General features: G+C 70.0%; 23 protein-coding genes. 4 read left to right on the forward strand and 19 right to left on the reverse strand.

Annotation, left to right across the window (positions count from 1 at the left end):
- Positions 1-40: 40 nt before the first annotated feature.
- On the reverse strand, positions 41-448 hold the full coding sequence (locus tag E4K62_RS18240) for a DUF6157 family protein (protein ID WP_135070456.1): 408 nt from the start codon (positions 446-448) through the stop codon (positions 41-43).
- A 49-nt stretch (positions 449-497) separates the two neighbouring features.
- On the opposite strand from E4K62_RS18240, the gene E4K62_RS18245 reads away from it, so the two are divergent.
- A complete protein-coding gene (locus tag E4K62_RS18245) occupies positions 498-1358 on the forward strand; it encodes a helix-turn-helix transcriptional regulator (protein ID WP_135070459.1) in 861 nt (286 codons plus the stop codon).
- Between the two features lie 13 nt (positions 1359-1371).
- On the opposite strand, the gene E4K62_RS18250 is transcribed toward E4K62_RS18245, so the two are convergent.
- Genes E4K62_RS18250 through E4K62_RS18280 form a run of 7 tightly spaced genes read right to left on the reverse strand, consistent with a single transcriptional unit; the run spans position 1372 to position 8708 of the window.
- Positions 1372-2232 carry a metal ABC transporter permease gene (locus E4K62_RS18250; protein ID WP_135070462.1) on the reverse strand — a complete coding sequence of 287 codons (861 nt, stop codon included), beginning with the start codon at positions 2230-2232 and terminating at the stop codon, positions 1372-1374.
- A complete protein-coding gene (locus E4K62_RS18255; RefSeq protein WP_135070465.1) occupies positions 2232-3056 on the reverse strand; it encodes a metal ABC transporter ATP-binding protein in 825 nt (274 codons plus the stop codon). Before E4K62_RS18255 ends, E4K62_RS18250 begins: the two co-directional genes overlap by 1 nt.
- Positions 3053-4033, reverse strand: coding sequence for a metal ABC transporter solute-binding protein, Zn/Mn family (locus tag E4K62_RS18260; protein ID WP_135070468.1), 981 nt, complete (start codon positions 4031-4033; stop codon positions 3053-3055). The genes E4K62_RS18255 and E4K62_RS18260 overlap by 4 nt, the downstream gene beginning before the upstream one ends.
- A gap of 59 nt (positions 4034-4092) precedes the next feature.
- Entirely contained in the window at positions 4093-5427 is a 1335-nt protein-coding gene (locus E4K62_RS18265; RefSeq protein ID WP_135070471.1) for a dihydrolipoamide acetyltransferase family protein, read from the reverse strand.
- A 34-nt stretch (positions 5428-5461) separates the two neighbouring features.
- Positions 5462-6439 carry an alpha-ketoacid dehydrogenase subunit beta gene (locus tag E4K62_RS18270; protein WP_135070474.1) on the reverse strand — a complete coding sequence of 326 codons (978 nt, stop codon included), beginning with the start codon at positions 6437-6439 and terminating at the stop codon, positions 5462-5464.
- Complete coding sequence (locus E4K62_RS18275) at positions 6436-7587, reverse strand: thiamine pyrophosphate-dependent dehydrogenase E1 component subunit alpha (protein WP_240742755.1); 1152 nt, start codon at positions 7585-7587, stop codon at positions 6436-6438. Before E4K62_RS18275 ends, E4K62_RS18270 begins: the two co-directional genes overlap by 4 nt.
- Positions 7584-8708, reverse strand: a complete 1125-nt coding sequence (locus tag E4K62_RS18280) for a histidinol-phosphate transaminase (protein ID WP_240742756.1) — start codon at positions 8706-8708, stop codon at positions 7584-7586. The genes E4K62_RS18275 and E4K62_RS18280 overlap by 4 nt, the downstream gene beginning before the upstream one ends.
- A gap of 58 nt (positions 8709-8766) precedes the next feature.
- Here E4K62_RS18280 and E4K62_RS18285 point away from each other — a divergent pair, with 58 nt between their 5' ends.
- The gene (locus E4K62_RS18285) at positions 8767-9159 is read left to right on the forward strand and encodes a phage holin family protein (protein WP_135070477.1); all 393 of its coding nucleotides are present in this window, start codon (positions 8767-8769) and stop codon (positions 9157-9159) included.
- Here the strand turns inward: E4K62_RS18285 and E4K62_RS18290 are convergent.
- Both E4K62_RS18290 and E4K62_RS18295 read right to left on the reverse strand, forming a co-directional pair.
- Positions 9131-10435, reverse strand: a complete 1305-nt coding sequence (locus tag E4K62_RS18290) for a hypothetical protein (protein ID WP_135070480.1) — start codon at positions 10433-10435, stop codon at positions 9131-9133. The two genes, E4K62_RS18285 and E4K62_RS18290, sit on opposite strands and share 29 nt — an antisense overlap.
- Complete coding sequence (locus E4K62_RS18295) at positions 10432-10713, reverse strand: hypothetical protein (protein WP_135070483.1); 282 nt, start codon at positions 10711-10713, stop codon at positions 10432-10434. Before E4K62_RS18295 ends, E4K62_RS18290 begins: the two co-directional genes overlap by 4 nt.
- Positions 10714-10826: 113 nt before the next feature.
- On the opposite strand from E4K62_RS18295, the gene E4K62_RS18300 reads away from it, so the two are divergent.
- Together E4K62_RS18300 and purB are read left to right on the forward strand one after the other, a co-directional pair.
- Positions 10827-11333 (forward strand): low molecular weight protein-tyrosine-phosphatase, encoded by a 507-nt coding sequence (locus tag E4K62_RS18300; RefSeq protein WP_135070486.1) that lies wholly within the window; start codon positions 10827-10829, stop codon positions 11331-11333.
- Between the two features lie 28 nt (positions 11334-11361).
- Positions 11362-12741 (forward strand): adenylosuccinate lyase, encoded by a 1380-nt coding sequence (gene purB, locus E4K62_RS18305; protein ID WP_135070489.1) that lies wholly within the window; start codon positions 11362-11364, stop codon positions 12739-12741.
- On the opposite strand, the gene E4K62_RS18310 is transcribed toward purB, so the two are convergent.
- The 9 genes from E4K62_RS18310 to E4K62_RS18350 form a co-directional block, all read right to left on the reverse strand.
- Complete coding sequence (locus E4K62_RS18310; RefSeq protein ID WP_135070492.1) at positions 12738-13838, reverse strand: GntR family transcriptional regulator; 1101 nt, start codon at positions 13836-13838, stop codon at positions 12738-12740. The two genes, purB and E4K62_RS18310, sit on opposite strands and share 4 nt — an antisense overlap.
- Before the next feature lie 31 nt (positions 13839-13869).
- Positions 13870-14931 carry a glycoside hydrolase family 76 protein gene (locus E4K62_RS18315; RefSeq protein WP_135070495.1) on the reverse strand — a complete coding sequence of 354 codons (1062 nt, stop codon included), beginning with the start codon at positions 14929-14931 and terminating at the stop codon, positions 13870-13872.
- Positions 14932-14997: 66 nt separating this feature from the next.
- Positions 14998-16248, reverse strand: coding sequence for an ABC transporter substrate-binding protein (locus E4K62_RS18320; RefSeq protein ID WP_135070498.1), 1251 nt, complete (start codon positions 16246-16248; stop codon positions 14998-15000).
- Positions 16249-16315: 67 nt separating this feature from the next.
- The gene (locus tag E4K62_RS18325) at positions 16316-17242 is read right to left on the reverse strand and encodes a carbohydrate ABC transporter permease (protein WP_135070501.1); all 927 of its coding nucleotides are present in this window, start codon (positions 17240-17242) and stop codon (positions 16316-16318) included.
- Between the two features lie 2 nt (positions 17243-17244).
- On the reverse strand, positions 17245-18228 hold the full coding sequence (locus E4K62_RS18330; RefSeq protein WP_135070504.1) for a carbohydrate ABC transporter permease: 984 nt from the start codon (positions 18226-18228) through the stop codon (positions 17245-17247).
- Positions 18225-19529 (reverse strand): glycoside hydrolase family 125 protein, encoded by a 1305-nt coding sequence (locus E4K62_RS18335; protein WP_135070508.1) that lies wholly within the window; start codon positions 19527-19529, stop codon positions 18225-18227. The genes E4K62_RS18330 and E4K62_RS18335 overlap by 4 nt, the downstream gene beginning before the upstream one ends.
- Positions 19526-22102 (reverse strand): glycoside hydrolase family 76 protein, encoded by a 2577-nt coding sequence (locus E4K62_RS18340; protein WP_135070511.1) that lies wholly within the window; start codon positions 22100-22102, stop codon positions 19526-19528. Before E4K62_RS18340 ends, E4K62_RS18335 begins: the two co-directional genes overlap by 4 nt.
- Before the next feature lie 224 nt (positions 22103-22326).
- Positions 22327-22662 (reverse strand): amino acid transporter, encoded by a 336-nt coding sequence (locus E4K62_RS18345; RefSeq protein WP_135070514.1) that lies wholly within the window; start codon positions 22660-22662, stop codon positions 22327-22329.
- Positions 22659-23297, reverse strand: a complete 639-nt coding sequence (locus E4K62_RS18350; protein ID WP_135070517.1) for an acyl-CoA synthetase — start codon at positions 23295-23297, stop codon at positions 22659-22661. The genes E4K62_RS18345 and E4K62_RS18350 overlap by 4 nt, the downstream gene beginning before the upstream one ends.
- Between the last annotated feature and the right edge of the window lie 111 nt (positions 23298-23408).

Genomic DNA, 23408 nt, shown 5'->3' on the forward strand with positions numbered 1-23408 from the left:
CTCGGCGCGAATCGAATGGTCGCTGGCCGGGGGATCGCGGTCATCCCTTCCGGGAGGAGCGCATGGCGGCCTTCTGCGTGAGGTCGGTGCGGCGCTGGAACTCGTCGTACTCGGGGGTGCCCAGGCCCACGAGCGCGACCCGCCCCTCGCCGTCGTGGTGCAACCCCCATCCGTATCGCTTGGGCAGCGGCGAGGCGCGCAGGCAGGCGTGATCCTTCGCGAAGAACCGCTCCCACTCCTCGGTCCGCCGCGCGTCGTCGATGCCCGAGCGGATCGCGTACACCGCGAAGAGGACCTCGTCCGAGGTCAGTTCGTACGGATGGTCGCGGAGAAGGTCGTACTGCAGCGACGCGACCGTGGGCGTGGCGCCGGCCGGTGGCGCCTCGGCCGCGGGGGCGGGGCAGTCCGGCGCGACGGCGATGAAGGTGTTCCGGTAGTTGGTGGTCACGCGCTCATCCTGTCGCCTGCCGGGCGTCGCGTATTGCAGAATTGCGCCAATGAGCGCGCGACGGACACGAGCGATCAGCGCGAGCGAGCGCACCGGCGTGCTGCAGCCGGCCAACCTCGCGCGATTCGATGCGCGGTGGATCGTCCCGCCCGACGACGTCCGCGAGATCGTGGACACCTACTGGGCGGTGCGTTGGCATCTCGACGCCGGCGAGTCCATCGCGCAGCGCATCATCGACCACCCCTCCGTCACCTTCAGCATCGAGCACGGCGACGTGGACGCTCCGTTCGTCGTGACCTCGGCCCGCTCCCACGCGTGGACGCGCACTCTCGCCGGACGCGGCGACGTCTTCGCGATCCGGCTGCGGCCTGCGGGTCTCGCGGTCCTGTCCGACCTCGACCCGGCGTCGCTGGGCCCCGAGCAGGAGCTGACGGCCGCGCTCGACGCCCGCGCGCACGCGCTGCTCGAGCGGATCGCGTCCGCCCCCGACCCGGCGCGCCGCGCGGAGCTGGCCGACGCGCTCGTGCGCGCGCGGCTCGCCGAGCGGCCGCTGCGGGCGTCTCAGCGGATCGCGAACGCGGCGCTGGAGGCCCTCACCGCCCAGCCGCACGTGCAGCGGATCCACGACGTCGCGGCGCTGCTGGGCACCAGCGAGCGGACGCTCCAGCGGGCGCTGCGGACGCACGTCGGGCGCGGCCCGGGCGAGATCGCGCGCCGCATCCGGCTCCAGGAGGTCGTGCGGTGTCTGTCCGTGGCGGACGGCGACATCGCCGGGATCGCCGTCGATCTCGGTTACGTCGACCAGGCGCATCTGACCAACGAGTTCCGCCGGGTTGCCGGTGTCACCCCCGGCGCCTACGTCGAGGCCCTCGCCCGGACGCAGGCCGCTCTTCGCGGGCCGGCGGCCTGACCTGTAGCGGTCGTCAGGCGCGGGCGCGGACGACCCGGTCGCGCCGGGTGCCGATGACGCGGCACACGAGGTAGATGACGAACGAGATCGTGGTGATGTAGGGGCTCACCGGCAGGGTTCCGGCGACGGCGAGGAGGATGCCGCCGACGGCGGAGACGAACCCGAACACCGCCGCCAGCACCGGCACCGACACCGGCCCGGAGGCCACGCGCATGGCCGCGGCGGCGGGGGTGACCAGCAGCGCCATGACCAGCAGCGCGCCGATGATGTGCACTGCGACGGCCACGACGAGGCCGAGCAGCAGCATGAACGCGAGCGAGACCGCGGTGGTGGGCACCCCGCGCGCGGCGGCGGACTGCGGGTCGAGGGAGTCGAACCGCAACGGCCGCCAGATGAGCAGCAGCGCCACGAGCACCGCCGCTCCGATCGCGATCAGCCAGCCGAGCTGCCCGCTCTGGACCGACACGATCTGGCCCGTCAGCAGGCTGAACCGGTTCGCGCTGCGGCCGTCGTAGAGCGACAGGAAGAGGATGCCCAGCCCCAAGCCGAAGGGCATCAGCACCCCGATGATCGAGTTGCGGTCGCGCGCGCGGGCACCGAGCCATCCGATGATCGCGGCGGCCAGCACGGATCCGAGAATCGAACCGGTGATGACGTCGAAGCCCAGCAGCAGCGCCGCCGCCGCGCCGGCGAACGACAGCTCGCTGATCCCGTGCACGGCGAAGGCCATGTCGCGCTGCATGACGAAGACGCCGATGAGCCCGCCCACCAGCCCCAGCACGGCACCCGCGATGAGGGAGTTGGACACCAGGGCGAGGATCGCGCCGTAATCGGGGAGCCCGCCGAACAGAGCGTCCCACGCATCCGCGCCCATCAGTGCCCGCCCTCGGAGTCGTGGTGGTGGTGGTGGTGGTGCGTGTCCTCGGCGTCGGGGGCACCGACCACGACGAGCCGGTCGGCGGCGCGGAGCACGTACACGGGCGCGCCGTAGAGGTCGCTGAGGACGCGGGAGTTGAGTACGTCGTCGGGGCGGCCCAGCATGAAACGGCCGCCGGCGAGGTAGAGGATGCGGTCGACCTTGCCGAGCACCGGGTTGATGTCGTGGGTGACCAGCATCACGGCGGCGCCGGTGTTCCGGCGGTGGCGGTCGATGAGGCGCACGACGGCCTGCTGATTGGCGAGGTCGAGGCTCGTGAGCGGTTCATCGCACAGCAGCAGCGGCGGAGCATCCGCGAGGGCCTGACCGACGCGCAGCCGCTGCTGCTCGCCGCCGGAGAGGAGGCCCACCGGGCGGTCGGCGAAGTCCTCGGCGCCCACCTCCCGTACGAGGCGATCGATCCGCGCGCGGTCGCCGCGCCGCGGGAACGGGAAGCCGAACCGGTGCCCGTCGACGCCGAGGCCGACGAGGTCGCGCCCGCGCAGCGGGGTCTCGGCGGGCAGCGGCCGCTGCTGCGGGATGTAGCCGATGCGGCGGTTGCCGGGCCGGCGGACCTCGGTGCCGAGGGCGTGGATGCTGCCGGCGCTGAGCGGTTCCAGACCGAGGATGGCGCGCAGCAGCGTCGTCTTGCCCGAGCCGCTGGGGCCCAGGACCGCGATGAGCTCGCCGGGCTGCACCTCGAGGTCCAGCCCGCTCCACAGCGTGTGGTCTCCGCGACGCAGCGCTGCCCCGCGGATCTGGAGGGGAGGTGCGGTCGTCACCGGCTCAGCGCGTCGGCCAGCGCCGCGACGTTCTCGTCCATCCACGAAAGGTAAGTCTGACCCTCCGGGAGCGTCTCCGCGAACTCCACCACCGGGATGCCGGCGCTTTCGGCGGCGCGGATGGCCTCCTCGGTCTCCGGCCCGCCGGTCTGGGCGTTGGCGATCACGACGCGCACGTCGCCGTCCTCGAGGAGGCGCAGGGCCTCCAGCAGCGTCGACGGCGGCACGTCCTGGCCTTCCTCGACGGCCTCGGTGAACGCGGGCGGGGTGACGTTGTGCAGGTCTGCGGCGGTGACGAGGTACAGCGCGACCGGCTCGGTCACGAACACCTGGGCGCCCGCGTCGCTCGTCGCGACGGCGGCGAGCGCGTCCTCGACCTCGGCGATGCCCGCCTCGAACTCCTCGAGGTTCGCGGCGAAGTCCTCCGCCCGGTCGGGGTCGAGGGCGGTGAGCTCGTCGGCGATGGCCTCGGCGAAGTGCGCCATGGCGTGCGGGTCGTACCAGACGTGCTCGTTGAACCCCTCGACGTGGGCGTGGTCGCCGTGGTCGTGCTCGGTGTGCTCGTCTTCGGCGTCGTCGGTGTGCGCGGCCTCCGCCTCGTGCCCCGCGTTCTCGGGCCAGTCGTGGGAGAACTCCGCGGCGGTCAGGACCGGCGCATCCACGCCCGAGGACTCGATGAGGGCGTCGATGAACCCGTCGTAGCCGCCGCCGTTCTCCAGGATGAGGTCGGCGCGGCTCACCGCGAGCTGGTCCTGCGCGCTCGGTTCGAAGGAGTGCGGATCCTGCGCCCCCGACGTGACGATCGAGGTGACTTCCACCGCATCCCCGCCGATCGCCTCGGCGATCTGCCCGTAGACGTCGGTGGAGGCGACCACCCGGACCGCTCCGTCGTCGGCGTCGGGGCCGCTCGCGCAGCCGGCGAGCGCCAGGGCGGACACGGCGAGCAGGGAGAGCGGAGCCAGGCGCGAGGACGTCATGCCGCCACTCTACCGGCTAATGAGAATCGTTATCACCACACCGTGGGCGTGGGATGCGGTCAGTCCAGGAGGAGGGCGGGCTCCTCGAGGATCGAGGCGACGTCGGCGATGAAGCGGCTCATGCCGTCGCCGTCGATGACACGATGATCGAACGACCCGGCGACGGTGGTGACCCAGCGCGGACGCACCTCGCCGTCCACGACCCACGGTTTCTGGCGGATCGTGCCGAGCGCGACGATGCCGGCCTCCCCGCCGTTGATGATGGGCGTGCCCGCATCCATCCCGAACACGCCGATGTTGGTGATGGTGATCGTGCCGCCCCGCTGGTCGGCCGGGGTGGTCTTGCCCTCGCGGGCGGTGAGGGTCAGCTTCTCCAGCGCGCGGGCCAGCTCGCGCATGCTGAGGTCCTGCGCATCCTTGATGTTGGGGACGAGGAGCCCGCGCGGGGTGGCCGCGGCGATCCCCAGATTGACGTAGTGGTGCAGGCGGATCTGCGCGCCCTCTTCGCCGTCGACCCATGCCGCGTTCACCATGGGCGTGCGCCGCACGGCCCAGATGACCGCGCGCGCCATGATCAGCAGCGGCGAGACCTTCACGTCGGCGAAGTCGGGCGAGGACTTCAGCCGCTTGACCAGCTCCATCGTCCGGGAGGCATCGACGTCGGTCCACACCGACACGTGCGGCGCGGAGTAGGCGGTGCGGACCATGCTGCTGGCCACCGCCTTGCGCACGCCGCGGACGGGGATCGACTCCTCGCGGTCACCTCCGGCGGGCGCCGCAGCCGCCGGCTCGGGGGCGGCCTCGGCGGGCACGGGGATCGTCTCCTCACGCACGGCGCCCCACTCGGGCGTTTCGATGTTGCGGAAGACGCTGGCCTGCGACGCGTGCCGGACGACGTCCTCGCGTGTGACCTCGCCGGCCGAGCCGCTCGGGCTCACGGCGGACAGGTCGACGCCGAGGTCGCGCGCGAGCTTGCGGATCGGGGGCTTGGCGATGACCCCGACGGATGCGGCGACGGGGCGCTCCGCGGGGCGCCGGCGCCGCGACTGCACGTGCCCGCCGGTGCCGTACCCGACGAGCACGGCGCCACCGGCATCGGCCCCGCCCGGGTCGGAGGGCTGGGGGACGGTGGTGTCCGCAGCCGCAGCGGCCGCGGCATCCGCGATCGTGATGATCGGCGCGCCGACGTTGACGGTGTCGCCCTCGGCGGCGAGGAGGTCGCCGACCGTCCCGGCGAACGGGGAGGGGAGCTCCACGAGCGACTTCGCCGTCTCGATCTCCACGATCACGTCGTTGACGGCCACGGTGTCGCCGGGCGCGACCCGCCACGACACGATCTCCGCCTCGGTGAGGCCTTCACCCACGTCGGGGAGGAGAAAGGTCTGAGTGCTCATCGCATGTCCTTTCGACGACCGATCCGGCGACCGATCAATAAGCGAGGGCGCGGTCGACGGCCTCGAGGATGCGGTCGGCATCCGGTAGGTAGGTGGCTTCGAGCTTGGCCGGGGGGAACGGGGTGTCGAACCCCGACACGCGCAGCACGGGCGCCTCGAGCGAGTAGAACGCCCGCTCGGCGACCGTCGCGGCCACTTCGCTGCCCAGGCTCGTGAATCCCGGCGCCTCCTGGGCGTAGACCATCCGCCCCGTGCGCCGCACGGAGTCCAGGATCGGTCCGTAGTCCACCGGCGACAGCGAACGCAGGTCGATGACCTCGCAGCTGGTGCCCTCGCCCTCCGCGAGCGCGGCGGCCTGCAACAGCGTCGTGACCATCGCGCCGTGGCCCACGAGCGTCACATCCGTGCCGCGCCGGACGATGCGGCTGGCGTGCAGCGGCAGGCCCGGCGCCGTCGTGTCGACGTCGCCCTTCTGCCAGTACTTGCTCTTGGGCTCGAGGAAGATGACCGGATCGGGCGAGGCGATCGCCTCCTGGATCATCCAGTACGCGTCGTGGGACGTGGACGGGCTCACCACCCGAAGCCCGGCGGTGTGGGTGAAGTACGCCTCGGGGCTCTCCTGGTGGTGCTCGATCGCGCCGATGTGCCCGCCATAGGGGATGCGGATCACGACCGGCATCTGCACGGCGCCCTCGTGCCGGTAGGTGAGCTTGGCCAGCTGCGTGGTGATCTGGTCGAAGGCGGGGAAGACGAACCCGTCGAACTGGATCTCGCACACCGGACGGAACCCGCCCATCGCGAGCCCGATCGCGGTGCCCACGATGCCCGACTCGGCCAGCGGGGTGTCGATGACGCGCTGCGGCCCGAACTCCGCCTGCAGGCCCTCCGTGATGCGGAAGACCCCGCCGAGCGGCCCGATGTCCTCGCCCATCAACAGCACGCGGTCGTTCTCGGCGAGCGCGCGGCGCATGCCCGCGTTCAGGGCCTTGCCCAGCGGCATGTTCTCGCTCATGACGCCCCCTCCTCGAACGACGCCTCGTACGCGGCGAGCCATTCGCGCTGCTCGTCGATGCGCGGATGCGGTTCGGAGTACACGTTGGCGAAGATCTGTGCGGGGTCCAGCGTCGTGGCGGAGTCGGTGGTGCGCACGCGGATGTCGTCGGCCAGCGCCTGGCCCTCGGCCTCCGCGTCGTCGAAGAACGCCTGCGAGGCGCCGCGGGACTCCAGGAACGCGCGCATCCGCACGATCGGGTCGCGCGCGACCCACGACTGCTCCTCCGCCGAGGTGCGGTACTTGGTCGGGTCATCGCTCGTCGTGTGCGCACCCATGCGGTACGTCATCGCCTCCACCGCGCGGGGCCCCCCGCCGGCGCGCGCCTCATCCAGCGCGACCTTGGACACGACGTAGCTGGCCAGCACGTCGTTGCCGTCGATGCGGATGCTGGGGATCCCGTAGCCCGCGCTGCGGCGGTACAGCGGCGAGCGCGACTGGGTCGAGACGGGGACGGAGATGGCCCACTGGTTGTTCTGCAGGAAGAACACCTCGGGCGCGTTGAAGCTCGCCGCGTAGACCATCGACTCGTGCACATCGCCCTGGCTGGAGGCGCCGTCGCCGTAGTAGACGATCACGGCCTCGTCGCGCTCCGGGTCACCGGTGCCGCACTTGCCGTCGAACACCAGGCCCATCGCCAGTCCCGTCGCGTGCAGGGTCTGTGCGCCGAGGACGAGGGTGTACAGGTGCGTGTTGCCGTTGGCCGGATCGAAGGGATCCCACCCGCCGTGCGTGAGACCGCGCATGAGCCGCAGGATGTGCAGCGGGTCGACTCCCCGCACGCGCGCGACGACGTGCTCGCGGTAGGAGGGGAAGAGGTGATCCTGCGCGCGGGCGGCGCGCACCGAACCGACCTGCGCGGCCTCCTGGCCCCAGCTCGGCGGCCACAGCGCGAGCTGGCCCTGGCGCTGCAGGTTGGTCGCCTGCCGGTCGAACGCGCGGATGGAGACCATGTCGCGGTAGAACTGCTCCAGCTCGGCGTCCGAGAGCGCCTCGGCGATGCCGCGGTACCGCTCGGCGGCCGGCGTGGGCGCGAACGACCCATCCGCATCCAGCAGGCGCACCAATTCCTGGTCGTCGTGCGTTCCGGTCTCTTCGAGCCCTGTCACAGTTCCCACGCTAACGTGCGCCCCGGATGCCGTTCTGGGAGGGTACGGACAACGGATGCGGCGACGCGTAGGACCTTCTCGACAGACTCCTCCTCGCCGACCGACACCCGCAGGCCGTCGCCGGCGAACGCGCGCACGATGATCCCCTCCTCGGCGAAGGCCTCCGCGAACGGCTCGGTGTGCGCGCCGGCGGGTAGCCACACGAAGTTGCCCTGCGCGTCGGGGATGCGCCATCCCGCCTCCCGGAGCCCGGCGGCCAGGCGATCGCGGCGCTCCGCGATCGCGGCGACGCGCTCGAGCAGGGCGCCCTCGGCGTCCAGGCTCGCCAGCGCCGCGGCCTGGGCCTGGGCGGTCACCGAGAGCGGGATCATCGTCGCCCGGGCGGCATCCAGCACGCGGGGATGGCCGATGGCGTAGCCGATCCGCAGCGCGGCCAGCCCGAAGGCCTTGGAGAAGGTGCGCAGCGCCACGACGTTGGGCCGGCCGAGCAGGCCCAGGACCCGCATGCCGTCGACGGCATCGGGTGCCGTGACGAACTCGGCGTACGCCTCGTCGAGGATCACCATGACGTCGCGCGGCACGGCGTCCAGGAACGCGGCGAACTCGTCGTGGGTGACGACCGGACCGGTCGGGTTGTTGGGGCTGCACACGAGGATGACGCGGGTGCGCTCGGTCACGGCGGCCGCCATCGCCGGAAGGTCGTGGCGGGAGTCGTCCGTCAGCGGGATCTCGATCGCGGTCGCGCCACTGACGGCGACGAGCGTCGGGTAGGCCTCGAACGACCGCCACGCGTACATCACCTCGTCTCCGGGACCGGCGGCGGCGAGGATCAGCTGCGCGATGAGGGACACCGACCCCGCGCCCACGTGCACCGCTTCCACGGCGACGCCGTAGCGGGCGGCGAGACGTTCGCGCAGCCGCATCGCCATCGCGTCGGGGTAGCGGTTGAGCTCCGCCGCACCGCGTACGGCGTCGAGCACACCCGGCAACGGCTCGAAGGGGTTCTCGTTGCTCGAGAGCTTGAACGCGTCGGCGGCCGCCTGGCGCCCCTGACGGTACACCGGCAGGGAGGCGATCTCGGGCCGGATGCGGGGGAGGACGGGGGCGTCGTCGTCGATCACCCGTAGAGCCTAACCGGGCGCCCTGTCCCTGCCGAGGGCGCTCTGCCATAGTGGGCGCGTGAGTTTCCTCCTGCGAGTCATCCTGAACGCCTTCGCGATCTGGCTGGTGTCCCTGATCCCCGTGCTGCAGGTGTACCTGATCCCGTTCGCGCCGGGCGACTGGTTCCAGGTGGCCCTGACGGCGCTGCTGGTGGGCCTCATCTTCGCGATCGTCAACGCCATCATCGGCACGGTGCTGAAGGTGCTGGCGATTCCGCTGTACATCCTGACGCTGGGGCTCATCTCCCTCGTGATCAACGGATTCCTGCTGTGGCTGACGGCGTGGATCACGACGCTGTGGAGCTTCGGCCTGCGGGTCGAGAGCTTCTGGTGGGGCGTACTGGCGGCCCTGCTCATCACGATCATCAACGGCATCCTCGGGCTCATCTTCCGCCCGAGCCGCCGGGACTGACCCGCTCGGCGGCGTACTCCCGCGCCACCACGGTCTCCGCACGGGCCAGGCCCGCGAAGACGGATGTGAGGCGCTGCACGCGCGGATCGTCCGACCCGTCGACGAGCGCGGCGGTCTCGGCGTACGCCGACATGTGGTGGGCGGGCAGCGTCGCGTCGTGCAGGCCGGGCATCGGATCCGCCGTCCGCTCGACGACGAGGCTGCCGGGGGCGCCCACCGAACCGGGATGCCCGCCGCCCTGCAGCGCGGCGATCGGGTCGTCGGTGTGACGCACCGTCACCGCGAGCGTGCCGGCGCCCACGTCGGCCTGCACGGGTGCGCCGAACGACACCAGCGTGCGGGTGTCGTACGGACCCTCCAGCGCCAGGCGCTCGGTGACCATGGCGCCCTGCGAGTGCCCGAACGCGTGCACCACGTCGCCGGGCCGTGCGCCGGCCTCGCGCAGGGCTTTCAGAGTGGCCTCGTACGACGCCGACTTCTCGCCGGCGTACAGCTGCAAATTGGATCGGACGTCGAACGGATCGGATCCGCCCACCGAGCGGGTGCCGGTGACGTACACCGCGAACTGCTGGGAGCCGCCTGGCATCGTGTACCGCTCCACGCGCACGTGCCCCTCCCCCGAACCGGGGATGCGCGCCGCCGCCGCCGCGAGGGTGGCCGGCGGTGCGACGGAGCTCGCGGCCAGCGGCCGGACGGTGACGGGGTCGCCACCCCCGGTCAGCCGGTCGCGCGCAGCCACCGGGCCGAGGCCGAGCGCGTCGACGCCGAAGCCGAGCGCAACCAGGGTGGCGGGAACGAGCATGCCGACCACCGGGTCGAGGCCGCGAGAACCCCACCACGCCTGGCGGGACAGATCGCTGCCGTCGCCGCCGGCTGCCACGAGCTCCTGCGCCCTCCGCGCCACGTCGGGATGGTCCGCGACCACGCGCTCGAGTCTCGCGTCGAGTCGGTCCACGGCGGCAGCGTCCCCGGCCGCCGTCGCCACCGCTCGCTGTGCGAGCAGCTCCACCGCCTCGTACAGGTCCGCCGCCTCCTCCAGCGACGCGGCGAGTTCGTCGGCCTCGGCCGCGGCGTCGCGCAGGAGCGTGTGCACCGTCAGGAGCTCGCCCACCGACGGAGACCCCGGCACGGTGAGGAGCTGCTCGGGCGCGCCGCGCACGTGCGACGACGCCGCATCCGCCTTCCCCGCGAGCGCCCGAAACCGCCTCCCCGCCGATCGCAGCGACGCCGTGTCGACCTCGATGCCGCCGCCGGAGCGGATGACCAGGTCGCTCACGGCGCCACCGCGGACGCCACGATCCGGTAGCGGGCGTGCCGCAGGTCGTCGGCCGCCTGGTCGAGGGTGGACCGGACGGTGCGCAGCATCCGCTCGAGCCCGTCCGCCCGGGTCGCGAACGCGCGGGCCGACGGCGCCTGCCATTGCACCGCGTCACGAGCATGCGTGGCGGCGGCCGCGAGGTCGTCGACGTCGTCCCGGAGGGCGGCCATCGTGTGCAGGACGGCGTCGATCGTGTGCAGGTGGGCGAAGGCCGGGCTGAGGACGGGGTAGGTCATCGCCCCACGGTGCCCGCCACCACCGCCCGCGCAGCGGCCGCGCGGGCATCGGTGGACGGTCGGCGGGACGGCTGGGCCTGTGCAGGAATGGTCGGCGGCGCCACAATAAGGGGATGACCGCGAGCGCCACGCAGCCGTTCCGCGTCGTCTTCGTCTGCAGCGGCAACATCTGCCGCTCACCGATGGCCGACGTCGTGTTCCGCTGGTTCGCGGATGCGTCGGGTGTGGGCATGCGGGTGGCGTCGTCGTCGGCGGCCACCGGCGACTGGCATGTGGGCGAACGCGCCGACTCCCGGACGCTGGAAGCCCTCATGCGCCGGGGCTACGACGGCTCCCGCCACCGCGCCCGGCAGTTCACCGCGAGCGACTTCGACCGCAACGATCTCGTCGTGGCGCTGGACCACAGTCACGAGCGCGTGCTGCGGGGGTGGGCCCGCAGTGAGGGCGACGCCGACAAGATCGCGCTGCTGATGTCGTTCGATTCGGCGGCGAAGTCCCTCGACGTGCCCGACCCGTACTACGGGTCGCCGGCGATGTTCGATGAGGTGCTCGGTATGATCGAGGGCGCGAGCCGGGCGCTGTTCCGCCAGCTCGAGCCCGCGATCCGCTCCGCGGTCTGACGCTTCGACCGCCCCCGACGGGAGACCCGTGACCTCTCTGCCCCCGCAGCCGCTCAGCCCCCTGGACGGCCGCTACCGCGCCGCGGTGTCGCCCCTGACCGATTACCTCTCCGAGGCCGGGCTCAACCGCGCGCGCGTCGAGGTCGAGGTCGAGTGGCTGATCGCCCTCACGGATCGCTCGCTGTTCGGCACCGCACCCCTCGGCGACGACGACAAGGCGCGGCTGCGTGCCCTGTACCTCGAGTTCGGCCAGAGCGAGATCGACTGGCTGGCCGAGAAGGAGGCCGTCACGCGTCACGACGTCAAGGCGGTCGAGTACCTCGTGCGCGATCGCCTGGCCGCGCTGGGCCTGGAGTCGGTGGCCGAGCTCACCCACTTCGCGCTGACCAGCGAAGACGTCAACTCCACCGCCTATGCCCTCACCGTCCAGCGCGCGGTCACCCGCGTGTGGCTGCCGCGGCTGGAAGCCGTCGCCGATGCGCTGGCCACGCTGGCCCGCGACACCCGCGATGTCGCGATGCTCTCGCGCACGCACGGGCAGCCGGCGACCCCGACGACGATGGGCAAGGAGATCGGCGTGTTCGCGTGGCGCCTGCGCCGCGTGGCCGCCCAGGTCGCCGCATCCGAGTACCTCGCGAAGTTCTCCGGAGCCACCGGCACGTGGTCGGCGCACCTCGCCGCCGATCCCACCGCCGACTGGCCCGCCATCTCGCGGGCTTTCGTGGAATCCCTCGGTCTGGGCTTCAACCCCGTGACCACGCAGATCGAATCGCACGACTGGCAGGTCGAGCTCTACGACCGCGCCCGTCACGCCGGCGGCATCCTGCACAACCTCGCCACCGATGTGTGGACGTACATCTCGATGGGCTACTTCACCCAGATCCCCGTCGCGGGGGCGACCGGGTCGTCCACGATGCCGCACAAGATCAACCCGATCCGCTTCGAGAACGCCGAGGCCAACCTGGAGATCTCCGGTGGCCTGTTCGCCACGCTCGCCCAGACCCTCGTGACCTCGCGCCTGCAGCGCGACCTCACCGACTCCACGACGCAGCGCAACATCGGCGTCGCGTTCGGGCACTCCCTGCTGGCCCTGGACAACCTCGAGCGCGGCCTGCGTGAGATCTCCCTCGCGCCCGACGTGCTGCGTGCCGACCTCGACGCGAACTGGGAGGTGCTGGCCGAGGCCATCCAGACCGTCGTGCGCGCCGAGATCGCCGCCGGCCGCTCCTCGATCACCGACCCGTACGCGCTCCTGAAGGAGCTCACGCGCGGTCGCCGGGTGGGCGCCACCGAGCTGGCGGAATTCGTGCACGGGCTCGACATCGGCGACGCCGCGAAGGAGCGTCTCCTCGCGCTCAGCCCCGCGACGTACACGGGCTTGGCTTCCGCGGTCGTCGACCAGCTCTAGGGCAGAGGAGCGGTGGATTCACCGATCACCAGCTCGGTGCTCAGCGTGACCTTGCGGACCTCGCGGGGGTCGCGGATGAGCGCGAGGGTGAGGTCCACCGCCGCATCCCCCATGCCCTCCTGATCTTGGCGGATGTGGGTGAAGCGGTAGCGCCCGGGATCGTAGAACGCATCCGGGTGGTCGAAGCAGACGATCGAGAGGTCGTCGGGGATGCGCCGTTGCATGCGGTCCGCGGCCACGCGGAGCATCGCCGCGATGTAGTACTCGGTCGCCACCACGGCGGTGACTTCCGGGTGGTCCCGCAGATACGCCTCGAGGTGATTCACGTCTTCCGCCGGGCTGATCGTGCTGCCCGGGGTCGTGGAATGGACCAGGTCGAACACCAGCGCATCGTCGTGAGGGATGTGGTGCATGGCGTGCGCCTTCACGTAGCCGTCGCGGCGCTCGCGCAGTGTCGACACCGTGCTGTCGGAGCTGACGAGTCCGACGTGCTCGTGGCCGAGGGAGAAGAGATACTCGGTCGCCTGCTGGCCGGCGGCGATGTTGTCGGAGCACACCGTCGACACCGGCACCCCGTCGAACCCGCGGTCGAGGATGACGACGGGAAAGTCCTTCGTGACCAGTTCCAGCACGGCCGGCGGAATGTACACCGACGAACTAGGCTGCAGGATGAGCGCGCGGACCCCGCCATCGACGAGCGCCCGGATGAGTCGGTCCTCCGCCGACGCATCGCCGAGGCTGCGCTTGACCAGCAGGTTGGCGCTCGCGTTCGCGCGATCCAGCAGCCCGCCGAGGATGCGCGTGCCGAACGTGTCGTCGAAGTTCGTCACGATGAGGCCGACGAGCGGGTGCGTGAGGGAGTGTGAGGCCGGGGCCGCCGTGGCGACGTCGCTGATGACCGTCGTCCCGACTCGGGGGCGCCGGCTGATGTACCCGTCGTTGCGCAGCAGATCGAGCGCCTTTTTCACCGTGATGACGCTGACACCATGCTTCTCGGTCAGCTCGGCGTCGGACGGCAGGCGCTGGCCGACCGGGTAGTCCCCTCGCTCGATCGCCGCGCGAAGGTCGTCGAAGACCTTCTGGTAGAGAGCCACCATTCCGGGTCCCCGTCCTCCCCAATGAACATATTTAATTTAGCATCCGTGCCTGGCGTCGTGCCCGCAGTTCCAGCGCCATGATGGCGCTGAGGTGAGTGGAGAAGTCCACCCTGCCCGGCGCGGACGCCGACCAGTCGTCCCCGGGGAGGAGCCACGAGTCGACCTGGGCGTTGCGCCACAAGGCGTCCGTGCTGCTGCGGAGGAACCCCTCCAGCGTCCGAGCGGCCTCACCGGCGGGATCGAGGTGTTCGAGGAGCGTGCCGACGTAGCGGTAGTAGACGCCCTTGAACAGCCCTTCGTCGCCGCCGGCTCCTTCCTGCCGGAAGATCCCCTCCTCGGCCAGCTCCCGCAGTGCCGCCAGAGCAGTCTTCTCCGCGTCATCGAGGTATCGGCGCTCACCCGTGGCCTCGAAGAGGGCGACGCCGGCACCGACGAACAGCCCCTGGTTGTAGGTGAAGCGCCAGTGCCGGTCGAGCTCACCGTTCTCCTCCCGGTTGATGCCGTCCTCGACGAAGCCATCCGGGCGCACGACCGTCGCGCCGAGCCAGCGATAGGCGGTGAGGGCGTAGTCGAGGTATCGGCTGTCCTGGCCGCGGCGGAAGAGCCGTGCGGAGAGGATGACGAAGGGGCCGTTCGCCGGGGTGTTCTTGTAATACGGCTGCTGCTTGCGCCACGCCACGCTGGGCCCCATCGTGTCGTTCCACCCGTGGTCCACGACGTGCGTCCAGATGCTCTCCGCAGCGGCGAGGTGGCTCCGATCGCCCGAGGCGCCGTACAGCCGGAGGATCGCGAGGCCGTACCACAGCATGTCGTCGAAGTAATCGTTGAACAGCGAGCCGCCATTGCGCTCGAGCACGTTGCGGTAGACCGTCTCCGCTTTGGCGAGCCACACGGCGTCTCCGGTGCGTTCGAACGCGTCGATGCGGGCATCGACGAGATGCGCCAGCCACCAGTAGTTGAAGGTGGAGTCGTCACCGGCGGGGTAGCTGTTGTGAAGCATCTGGGGGTGGTCGGCGCCGAAGAAGTGATCGAGGCTGTTCTGCGCGATGGTGGCGCGCTCGTCCCACGTCGTCGTCTGCGAGGCGGTCGTCATGGAGGCTCCTGGAGAGGATCGGATGGCGCGGCGGGCGGCACCGTGCCGCCCGCCGCGCCGCAGCGGCTATCGGTTGTCGGCGAGGATCTGGTCGCCCAGTTCCTGGGCTTCGGAGAGCGCCTGCTCGGCGGTCACCTCGCCGGCGAGGAATTTCTCGAGGGCGGGGATGAGCGCCTTGCCCTCGACATCGGATGCTCCGGGGATGCGGGAGCGCACCTTGGCGTACTCCAGCGTCTCGATGAAGGCGGCGTACTTGGGGTTCTCGGTGAAGTACGCGTCGTTCGCCGCTTCGATGTTGGCCGGGATCCAGCCCGAGATCTCACCGAATGAGACGCCGTTCTCCGGTTGGGTCGTCCACCACTTGATGAACTCCCATGCACCGTCGGCGTTCTTCGCCCCTTGCGGGATGACGAGGCCGAAGCCGCCCATTCCGGCGCCTCGGTCACCGGTCGGGCCGGCGGGAGGCTGCACGATGCCGTACTCGGTATCTGTCTTGTCCAGACCCGACAGCGCCCATGGCCCGTCCAGCTTGAGGGCGACGTTGCCTTCGGCGAACGCATCGACTCCTTCACCGAAGCCGAGTTCGTACACCCCCGCGTCGAGCATGCTCTGCCAGAAGTCGAGCACCTCAAGACCCTGAGGGCTGTTGAACGCCGTCGTCTCTCCGTCCTCGCTGTACATCTGGCCGCCCGCCTGGGTGAGCCACATGTTGAACAGACCCGGGTCGTTGAGCTGGAAGCCGGCCCGCGTCAGAGTCCCGCCGTCGCGGACGGTCGTCGCCTCGGCGGCCGCCCTCAGCTCGTCCCAGTTGGTCGGTGGCTCGACGCCGGCCTCGGCGAGCGCGGTGACGTTGTAGAACAGCGAGCGGTTGTCCACGAGAAGCGGGATGCCGTAGGTGACGTCATCGATGACCAGCTCGCCGAGCGCCTGGTCGTAGAACTGTCCGAGGTCCACGCCGTCCTCGTCGATGTACTCGTCGAGCGGGGCGAGTGCGTTCGTGGGAACGTAGATCGGTGTGTTGTACCGGTCCCACAGCACGACATCGGGCACGTCACCCGACGCCAGTCCGGTGAGCAGCTGCTCCTCGACGAGTTCCTGCGGGACATAGGTGACCTCGTAGTCGTCCTGCGACTCGTTGAAGGCGTCGGCCTGCGCCTCGAGTTGGGCGACCTGATCGCCCGACCAGGAGCCCCAGAAGACGACCTTCTCGGCGCCGGTGCCGGTGCCGGCCGTGTCGCCGCCCGAGCATGCGGCGAGGCCTGCCACGAGGACGGCGACGGCGCCGGCCGCGAGAACAGAGCGGTATGTGGTTCTCATTGCTGATCTCCGTTGGGTGTTGGGTGGGTAGGAGGAATCGGAGCGCCGGGCGGCGACTCCGCCACGATCACTTCGTGCCGGAGCTGGCGAAGTTCTGCACGATGTATTTCTGGGCGAGCACGAAGACGATGAGCACGGGGAGGCTCGTGATGATGGTTCCGGCCATGAGCGGTCCGTAGTCGGTGTCGTACTCGTTGACATAGGAGGCCAGCCCGACCTGCACGGTGAGCATCGCGGGGTCCCTGAGCACGATCAGCGGCCACAGGAAGCTGTTCCATCCGGCCTGGAAGGTCAGCACGCCGAGCACCGCCGCCCCCGCGGTCGACAGCGGGAAATAGACACTGCGGAAGATGCGGAACTCGCTCGCTCCGTCGATGCGCGCAGCGTCCCCGAGCTCGTCGGGCAGCGCTTCGAAGACCTGCTTCATGAAGAAGACCGCGAACGCCCCCGCCGCGAACGGGATGAGCACGGCGCCGTAGTTGTTGATGAAGCCGCTGCCGCCCTGACCGAAGAGGTCGTTTCCCCCGGCGAGGGGGAAGTAGCGCAGCACGAGGAACGTCGGGATCATCGTGACGATGGCGGGGATCATCATCGAGGCCAGAAACGACCCGAAGACGGCCACCCTCCCCCGGAACTTGAGCTTGGCGAGGGCGTATCCCCCGAGGCTGCCGAAGAAGACGTTCGTGAGCGTGCCGCCGACGGCGAGGATGAACGAGTTCGTGAGGTACTGCGCGAACGGCCCGTCGACGAAGAGCGCGATGTAGTTCTCCAGCGTCGGTGTGCGCGGGATGATCTCGAGGTGGCTCGAAAGGATCTCGCTCTCCGGCTTGAGCGAGGTGGACAGCGTCCAGATCAGCGGCAGCACCGTCGAGATGCTCACCGCGATGACCGCGAGGTACCAGATGCTGCTGCCGACGAAACGCCGCCGCCGAGCGGTGCGCCGGGCGGGGGTGATCGCGGGGCCGGCGGGGGAGGTGGTGGTCGTGGTCGTCATCGTCAGACCGCCTTGCTTCGGGTGATGCGCGCGTTCGCAAGAGAGAACACGAGGATGATGAGGAAGAGGATGAACGACAGCGCCGACGCGTAGCCCATCTCCAGGCGGCCGAATCCGCGGTCGTAGATGTAGTACACGAGGGTCAGCGTGGAGTTGCCCGGCCCTCCCTTCGTCAGCACGTAGGCCTGGTCGAAGACCTGGAACGCCGCGATGAGAAGCAGAGTGGTGATGAGGAACGTCGTGCGCGAGATCGCCGGAAGCGTCACGTGCCAGAAGACCCGCCAGTTGCTCGCACCATCCAGTCGCGCCGCCTCGATGAGCTCTCTGGGCACGCCCTGGAGGGCTGCGAGGAAGATGATCATGTTGGCGCCGAAGCCGGCCCATACGCTCATCAGGACGATGGCGATCATCGCCCACTGCGAGTCGTAAAGCCACGCAGGACCCTTGATCCCGAACCACCCGAGCACGACGTTGAACAGTCCGTACTGCGGATTCAGCAGCCAGAACCAGATCGACGCGGTGGCGACGGTGGAGGAGATGACCGGGATGTAGAAGAGAGTGCGGAAGACCCGCACCGCCTTGGAGTTGCGGTTGAGCAGGAGCGCCGTGCCCAGAGCGACCACCAGGCCCAGAGGCACGAACAGAGCCGTGTAATAGGCGGTGTTGCGCAGCGCGATCCAGAAGATCGGGTCTTGGAACACCCGGACGTAGTTGCTGACCCCGACCCATTCGAAGTCGCCGATGACGGCGTAGTCGGTGAAGCTCGTCACGAGTGCGATCCCGATCGGGCCGAGCAGGAACAGGACGAAGAGCACGATGGGCACCGCCAGGAAGAGCCACGCGTTGCGCGTCTGCTGACGACGGGTCGCGCTCACCCCCGATGCGCCCCGCTCGGGCAGGCGGCGCCGCCATCCGGAGCGCTTCTGCGGGGGCGCCGTCTCCTCCTCCGCGAGCACCCGCTGCGTGACGTCGACGAGGGCGCTCATCGTGTCTCCGCATCCGTCGGGCGCCGCACGTGTGTGCGCAGGCCGGCGAGCTCCAGCGCGAGCTCGCAGAACATGGCGTTCGCCCACGAGAACCAGGGCCTGGTGTAGACGGCCGGATCGTCCTTGTCGAACGACTCGTGCATGGCACCGGTGCCCGCATGGGTCGACAACAGCGTGTCGAAGACGCGTCGACGCTCGGAGTCGTCGAGCGCGGTCAGCCCCTGCACAGCCAGCGCGATGGGCCAGATGGAGCCGTGTGGCGTGTGCGGGCTCCCGATGCCTTCGGCAGCTGTGCCCCGGAAGAAGGTGGGGTTGGCGTCGCTGAGCACGAATGCGCGGGTCGCCAGGTAGGTGGGGTCATCCGCCGCGCACCATCCGAACAGCGGCATCGACAGCAGGCTGGGCGTGTTGGCGTCGTCGGTCAGCAGCGCGTTGCCGCATCCGTCGATCTCGTAGGCGTAGATCTCGGATCCCGATGGGAGAGACACCACGGCGTGCCGAGCGACGGCGTCGACGACCTCGGCTCGCAGAGTCCGGGAGGATGCGGCGAGCTCGGAGTCGTCGAAGACACTCTCGGCGAGCTCGGCGATATCGCCGAGCACGGTGGCCGCCATCATGTTGCCGGGGACGTTGTAGTGGTGCACGCACGCGTCGTCGCTCGGACGGAAGCCCGACCACGTCAGCCCGGTGACGGCGGTGGGCCGGCCGAGTCCGTTCCGCTCCAGACTGTCGCTCGCCGGGCCGGTCGTGCGCTGGAACCGATAGGGCGACCGGGACTCATGCTCCTGTTCGATTCTCCACACCGAGACGACGGTCCGTGCGGCCTCACGAAAATCGCCCAAGTGGTCGGTGCGACCCGTCAGGCGCCAGATGTCGTGAGCCAGCTGCAGGGGGTAGGCGAGGGAGTCGATCTCGTACTTGCGCTCCCAGATCGCCGGCGACATGTCGGTGAGGTCGTCTTGATGCCCACCGCCGTCGGCCGCGCGGTTGAACGCGTTGGCATACGGGTCCTGCAGGAGGAAGCCGAGCTGACGGCGGGAGACAGCCACCGCCGTGTCGGCGAGCGCCTCATCCTCGACGAGGAAGTGCAGGTACGGCGTCAGTTGCACGGTCGAGTCCCGCAGCCACATCGCGGGGATATCACCGGTCACGACGAACGCCGTGCCGTCGGTGAGCACCTCGATCGTGCGGTCGAGGGTGTCGAGGAAACACCGGCGGAAGACGTCGCCCGCATCGGCGCCGAGGCGATCGACGACCGTGGCGACCACCCGGTTCGCCAGGTCCGGTGAGTAGAGGTTCACGAGGCTCCCTGCTCTGGTGCGACGGTGACGGTGATGGGCGCGCTGCTCGTGGCACCCGCCGCGTTGGTGAATTCGACCCGGTAGACGTGCGCGCCCGGGACCGCGCCGGTCACGGAGTGGCGGGCCGTCTGAGCGGACGGAGTCGCGTCGGTGAGAGCCCCCTCGGTGATCACGGTGCTGCCCTCGAGGAAGCGGTACGAGGTGGCGTTCGTGCCCCACCACAGATTCGCGGTGAGCGTGTAGTCGCCGTCACCATCGTTGTTGTCCGAACTCAGCACCGGCACTCCGGGCCGAGCGTCGCGGACGGTCACCGTGAGGGGCGCGGTCGGCGTGGTGCCCTGGGAGTTCACGAGCTCCGCGGTGTAGACGTACTCGCCGTTCGCGCGGCCGCTGATCGCCTCGGACACCTGCTGCGGGTCGGGGGACGACGGTGTCAGCGTCCGCTCCACGAGAAGCTGGCCATTCTCGTAGAGGCGGTAGGTGCCGGCGTTCGTCCCCCACCACAGGTTCATCGTCACGGTGTAGCTGCCGTCGTGGAGGCCGGTGTCCCACCCGTTGTCGGAGCTGAGCACGCCCTTCGCGGGAGGCGCGGTCGCGCCGTCCGGTGCCTCGTCGCACGCGCCGTCGGGGAAGGACACGGGCTCGCGCGCGTCGAACTCCGCCGGCGCGTCGTGCACGTATCGCAGCGTGAGGTGGTCGAGGTTCAGCCAGTTGCGACTGCCTTCCGACTGGTCGAACACGAGGGAGATCGTGTTCTCGCCGGACGCCAGCGGCACGTTCGGCACGGTGACGGTCTGCCACGCCTCCCACGACCCGGTGCCGGGGAAAGCCTGGTCGGCGACGACCTCTGTGCCGTTCACCGCCACGCGGCGCGACGCCTCGCCGGCGCCGGCGGCGTACCGCAGCGTCACGTCATAGCGACCCGCCTTCTCCACGGCGGCCCCGAGCTCCACTCCCCGGCCGTCGCCGTTCCATCCGGCGAGATATCCGTCGCCGGTGTGGCCGTTCGCGTTCGATTCCACATCGACGCCCGAGCGGACGCCGGTCTCCGCCTCCAGCTGCCGCGACACGAGGAGCCGGTCGAGGTTGAGGTACTGGCTCGAGCCCGAGCCGCCGGCGTACTCGACGCGGATGGTGTTGTGCCCGGCGAGGAGGTCGACGTTGTCGAGGTCGGTCTCCGCCCACGTCGACCACGAGCCCGTGCCCGGGAAACGGTGGTTGCTCCCCACTTCCGCGCCGTTCACGAGGATGCGGCGCGTCGCCTCGCCCGCTGCGGCGGCGTAGCGCAGCCGCAGCTCATGGGCGCCGGCGGCCGCGGTGTCCACATGAAACGTCACCGCCTGACCGTCGGTGTTCCATCCGGCCAGGTATCCGCGGCCGAGGAAGCCCTCGCTCGAGCTTTCCGCGCCGATCGAGGTCGTGACCGCGTTCTCAGCGTCATAGATGCCGGTGCCGGGCTGCGGCCCGGAATACCCATTCGAGGGGACGACCTGCAGTGCGCTGACCGCCGCCGCCGCCGTGAGGCTCTGGAGGCGACCGTCCTCCGTGGGCGCCGACCAGTTCCACCCGGCCAGGTTGTCGCCGGCCCGGCGGTGGTCCCATGCCTGCGTGACGTTCGCCTGCAGCAGCGGCAGATACTGCGGCTGATCATGGACGGTCGCGAGGTAGGTGAGATGGCGGATGAGGATCGTCTTGAAACCAGCGCCGTCGTTGATGCCTTCGTCGATGACCGTGCCGCCGTTGGTCAGGTAGGTGGTCGCCCAGTCCGCGGCGGCGATCGCCTTGTCGAGGTACATCGCGTCTTCCGTCGCCTCGTACAGGGCAGTCGCCGCACCAATGTAATTGCCGAAGTTGTAGGTGAAGTCCCATTTCACCAGCGTCCCGTCGCCCGGCCCCTCGAGGTGGTCGAACACGTGTCCGTCGACCTGCAGGTGGGTGTCGACCCAGTCGAACAGCTGCTCGGCCTTGTCGAGGTATCCGTCGTCTCCGGTGGCCTGATACAGCCGCGTCGCAGTGATCGATGCGGGCCCGTTCGTGGCGACGTTCTTCTGGTCGCGCGGATCTTTCCGCCACCAGATCCCGCCGCCGTAGGTGGAATCCCACTCCGCCCAGATGCCCTCGAAGAGCTGCTTCGATCGCTCAAGGTAGCGGCAGTCCTTGGTGAGTGCGTAGGCACGGATGGCACCCTGAGCCCACCATCCGATGTCATCGTTGAAGTTGTTCTCGAAGTCGGGGTGATACGCGACGAAGCCGTCGTAGACGTCGTCGATCATCGGCCGCTGCTCGGCATCACCTGTGCGCTGATAGGCGTCCATCACCGTTTCCCACAGCTGCGCCTCCCACCAGAAGTCGGTGTAGAGCCCCTTCTCGGGTCCGAAGGCGTGCGCGGGGTCGATCACATGGTCGCTGTTGGTGAAGAAGTAGTTCTTCGCCGGATCCCAGAACGCGTCCACAAACGCGTCGAACGCCTGATCGGCATCATCCGCCGTCGAGGCTGCCGCCGGCGTCGCGATGCCGACGCTGAGAGCAAGAGTCGCTGTCGCCAGCATTCCGAGGGCCGCACGCTGCGTCATCCGTATCTCCGTCGATGTGAATGGGTCCGCGGCGTCGATGCCGACCGGACGCGATCACACTAACGAACATATTTATATACGTCTAGTAGGACTCTTTATACTCATTGTGACGATTGCGCGACACGGCGTAGCGCGGAGCGCGGGTGCTCCGATCGCATGCTCATCGACGCCGCGGGGAGCCCGGCGCAATCGCGAGGATTCAGGGTGCGGAAGCGGCGTGCTGATCAGGTCGCGGGCGGAGTGCGGCCGTCGCGGGCCTCGGGATCGTCGGATGCGGCGTCCTCGCCTGGCAGCAGCACGGGGCGGTCGACCGGCTTGGCCACCTGCGCGGGGTCGACGGCGAGGAGCAGCAGCGCGACGATCACCAGCACCGCGATGAACGCGATGCCCGCGGCGATGGCGCCGAAGACCAGGGCGCGCTGGGCCTGGCCGGCGGGGCCGTCCTGGAAGAACCCCATCGTGACCATCGTCACGATGCCGGCGAACGCCGCCGTCAGGAACGCCAGCCCCAGCAGGTGCAGCGGGCGCATCAGATCGCGGCGGGTGGGTTTGTCGGTCATGCGCCGACCTCCTCAGCAGATGTGGGGGCCGCCGCCGCGTCGCGTCGCGGCGAGAATCCGGCGATGCCGAGGTACACCGCGAGAATCGCGGCGTAGACGCCGAAAATCCCCACCGCGATGATCGTGCCGGTCAGGGTGAACGACTGGCCGACCTCCTCGATGTAGTACTCCAGCGCGTATCCGGCGGGCACGACCGCGACGCCGACGGCGAAGGCGGCGCTGAGGATGCCGACGTTCAGCGTGTCGCGAGGCGCGCCCCGCTTGGCCTGTCCGCGGCGTTCGCGCACGCCCGCGACGATCTCCACGAGGCCGGTGAGCGCACCCCACGCGATGAAGACGATGAACAGCATCGTCGTCGTGCGCCAGGGCGCGACGCCGACCACCATGCCGGCGGCGAGGTTGAGGGCCGCCAGCACAAGGGCGGGAGCGCGGCCGCCAGCGGGATACACGAGCCACGCGGCCAGAGCGAAAACCAGCCCGGTCGCGATCGCGAAGCCGCTGAAGACCGACAGCCCGAGCGCGGCGGAATGGTCGGGCGAGAACGTCACCATCACGGCCGCCAGCGCGGCGAAGAGCGCGCGGGCGAGCTGCAGGTGCCGCACCTCGAAGGCGCGGACGGATGGCGAAGCGGTCACGACACGTCCTGGAGAAGGGAAAGGAGGATGCCTCCAGTGTAGGTCGTGCCTACCTGAGTGCCCGCGGAGCGTCTCGCCGGCGAACGATCCGCTGGCCGCCCCGGCGGCTCG

Source organism: Microbacterium wangchenii (assembly GCF_004564355.1).
In the GTDB taxonomy this organism is placed as follows: domain Bacteria; phylum Actinomycetota; class Actinomycetes; order Actinomycetales; family Microbacteriaceae; genus Microbacterium; species Microbacterium wangchenii.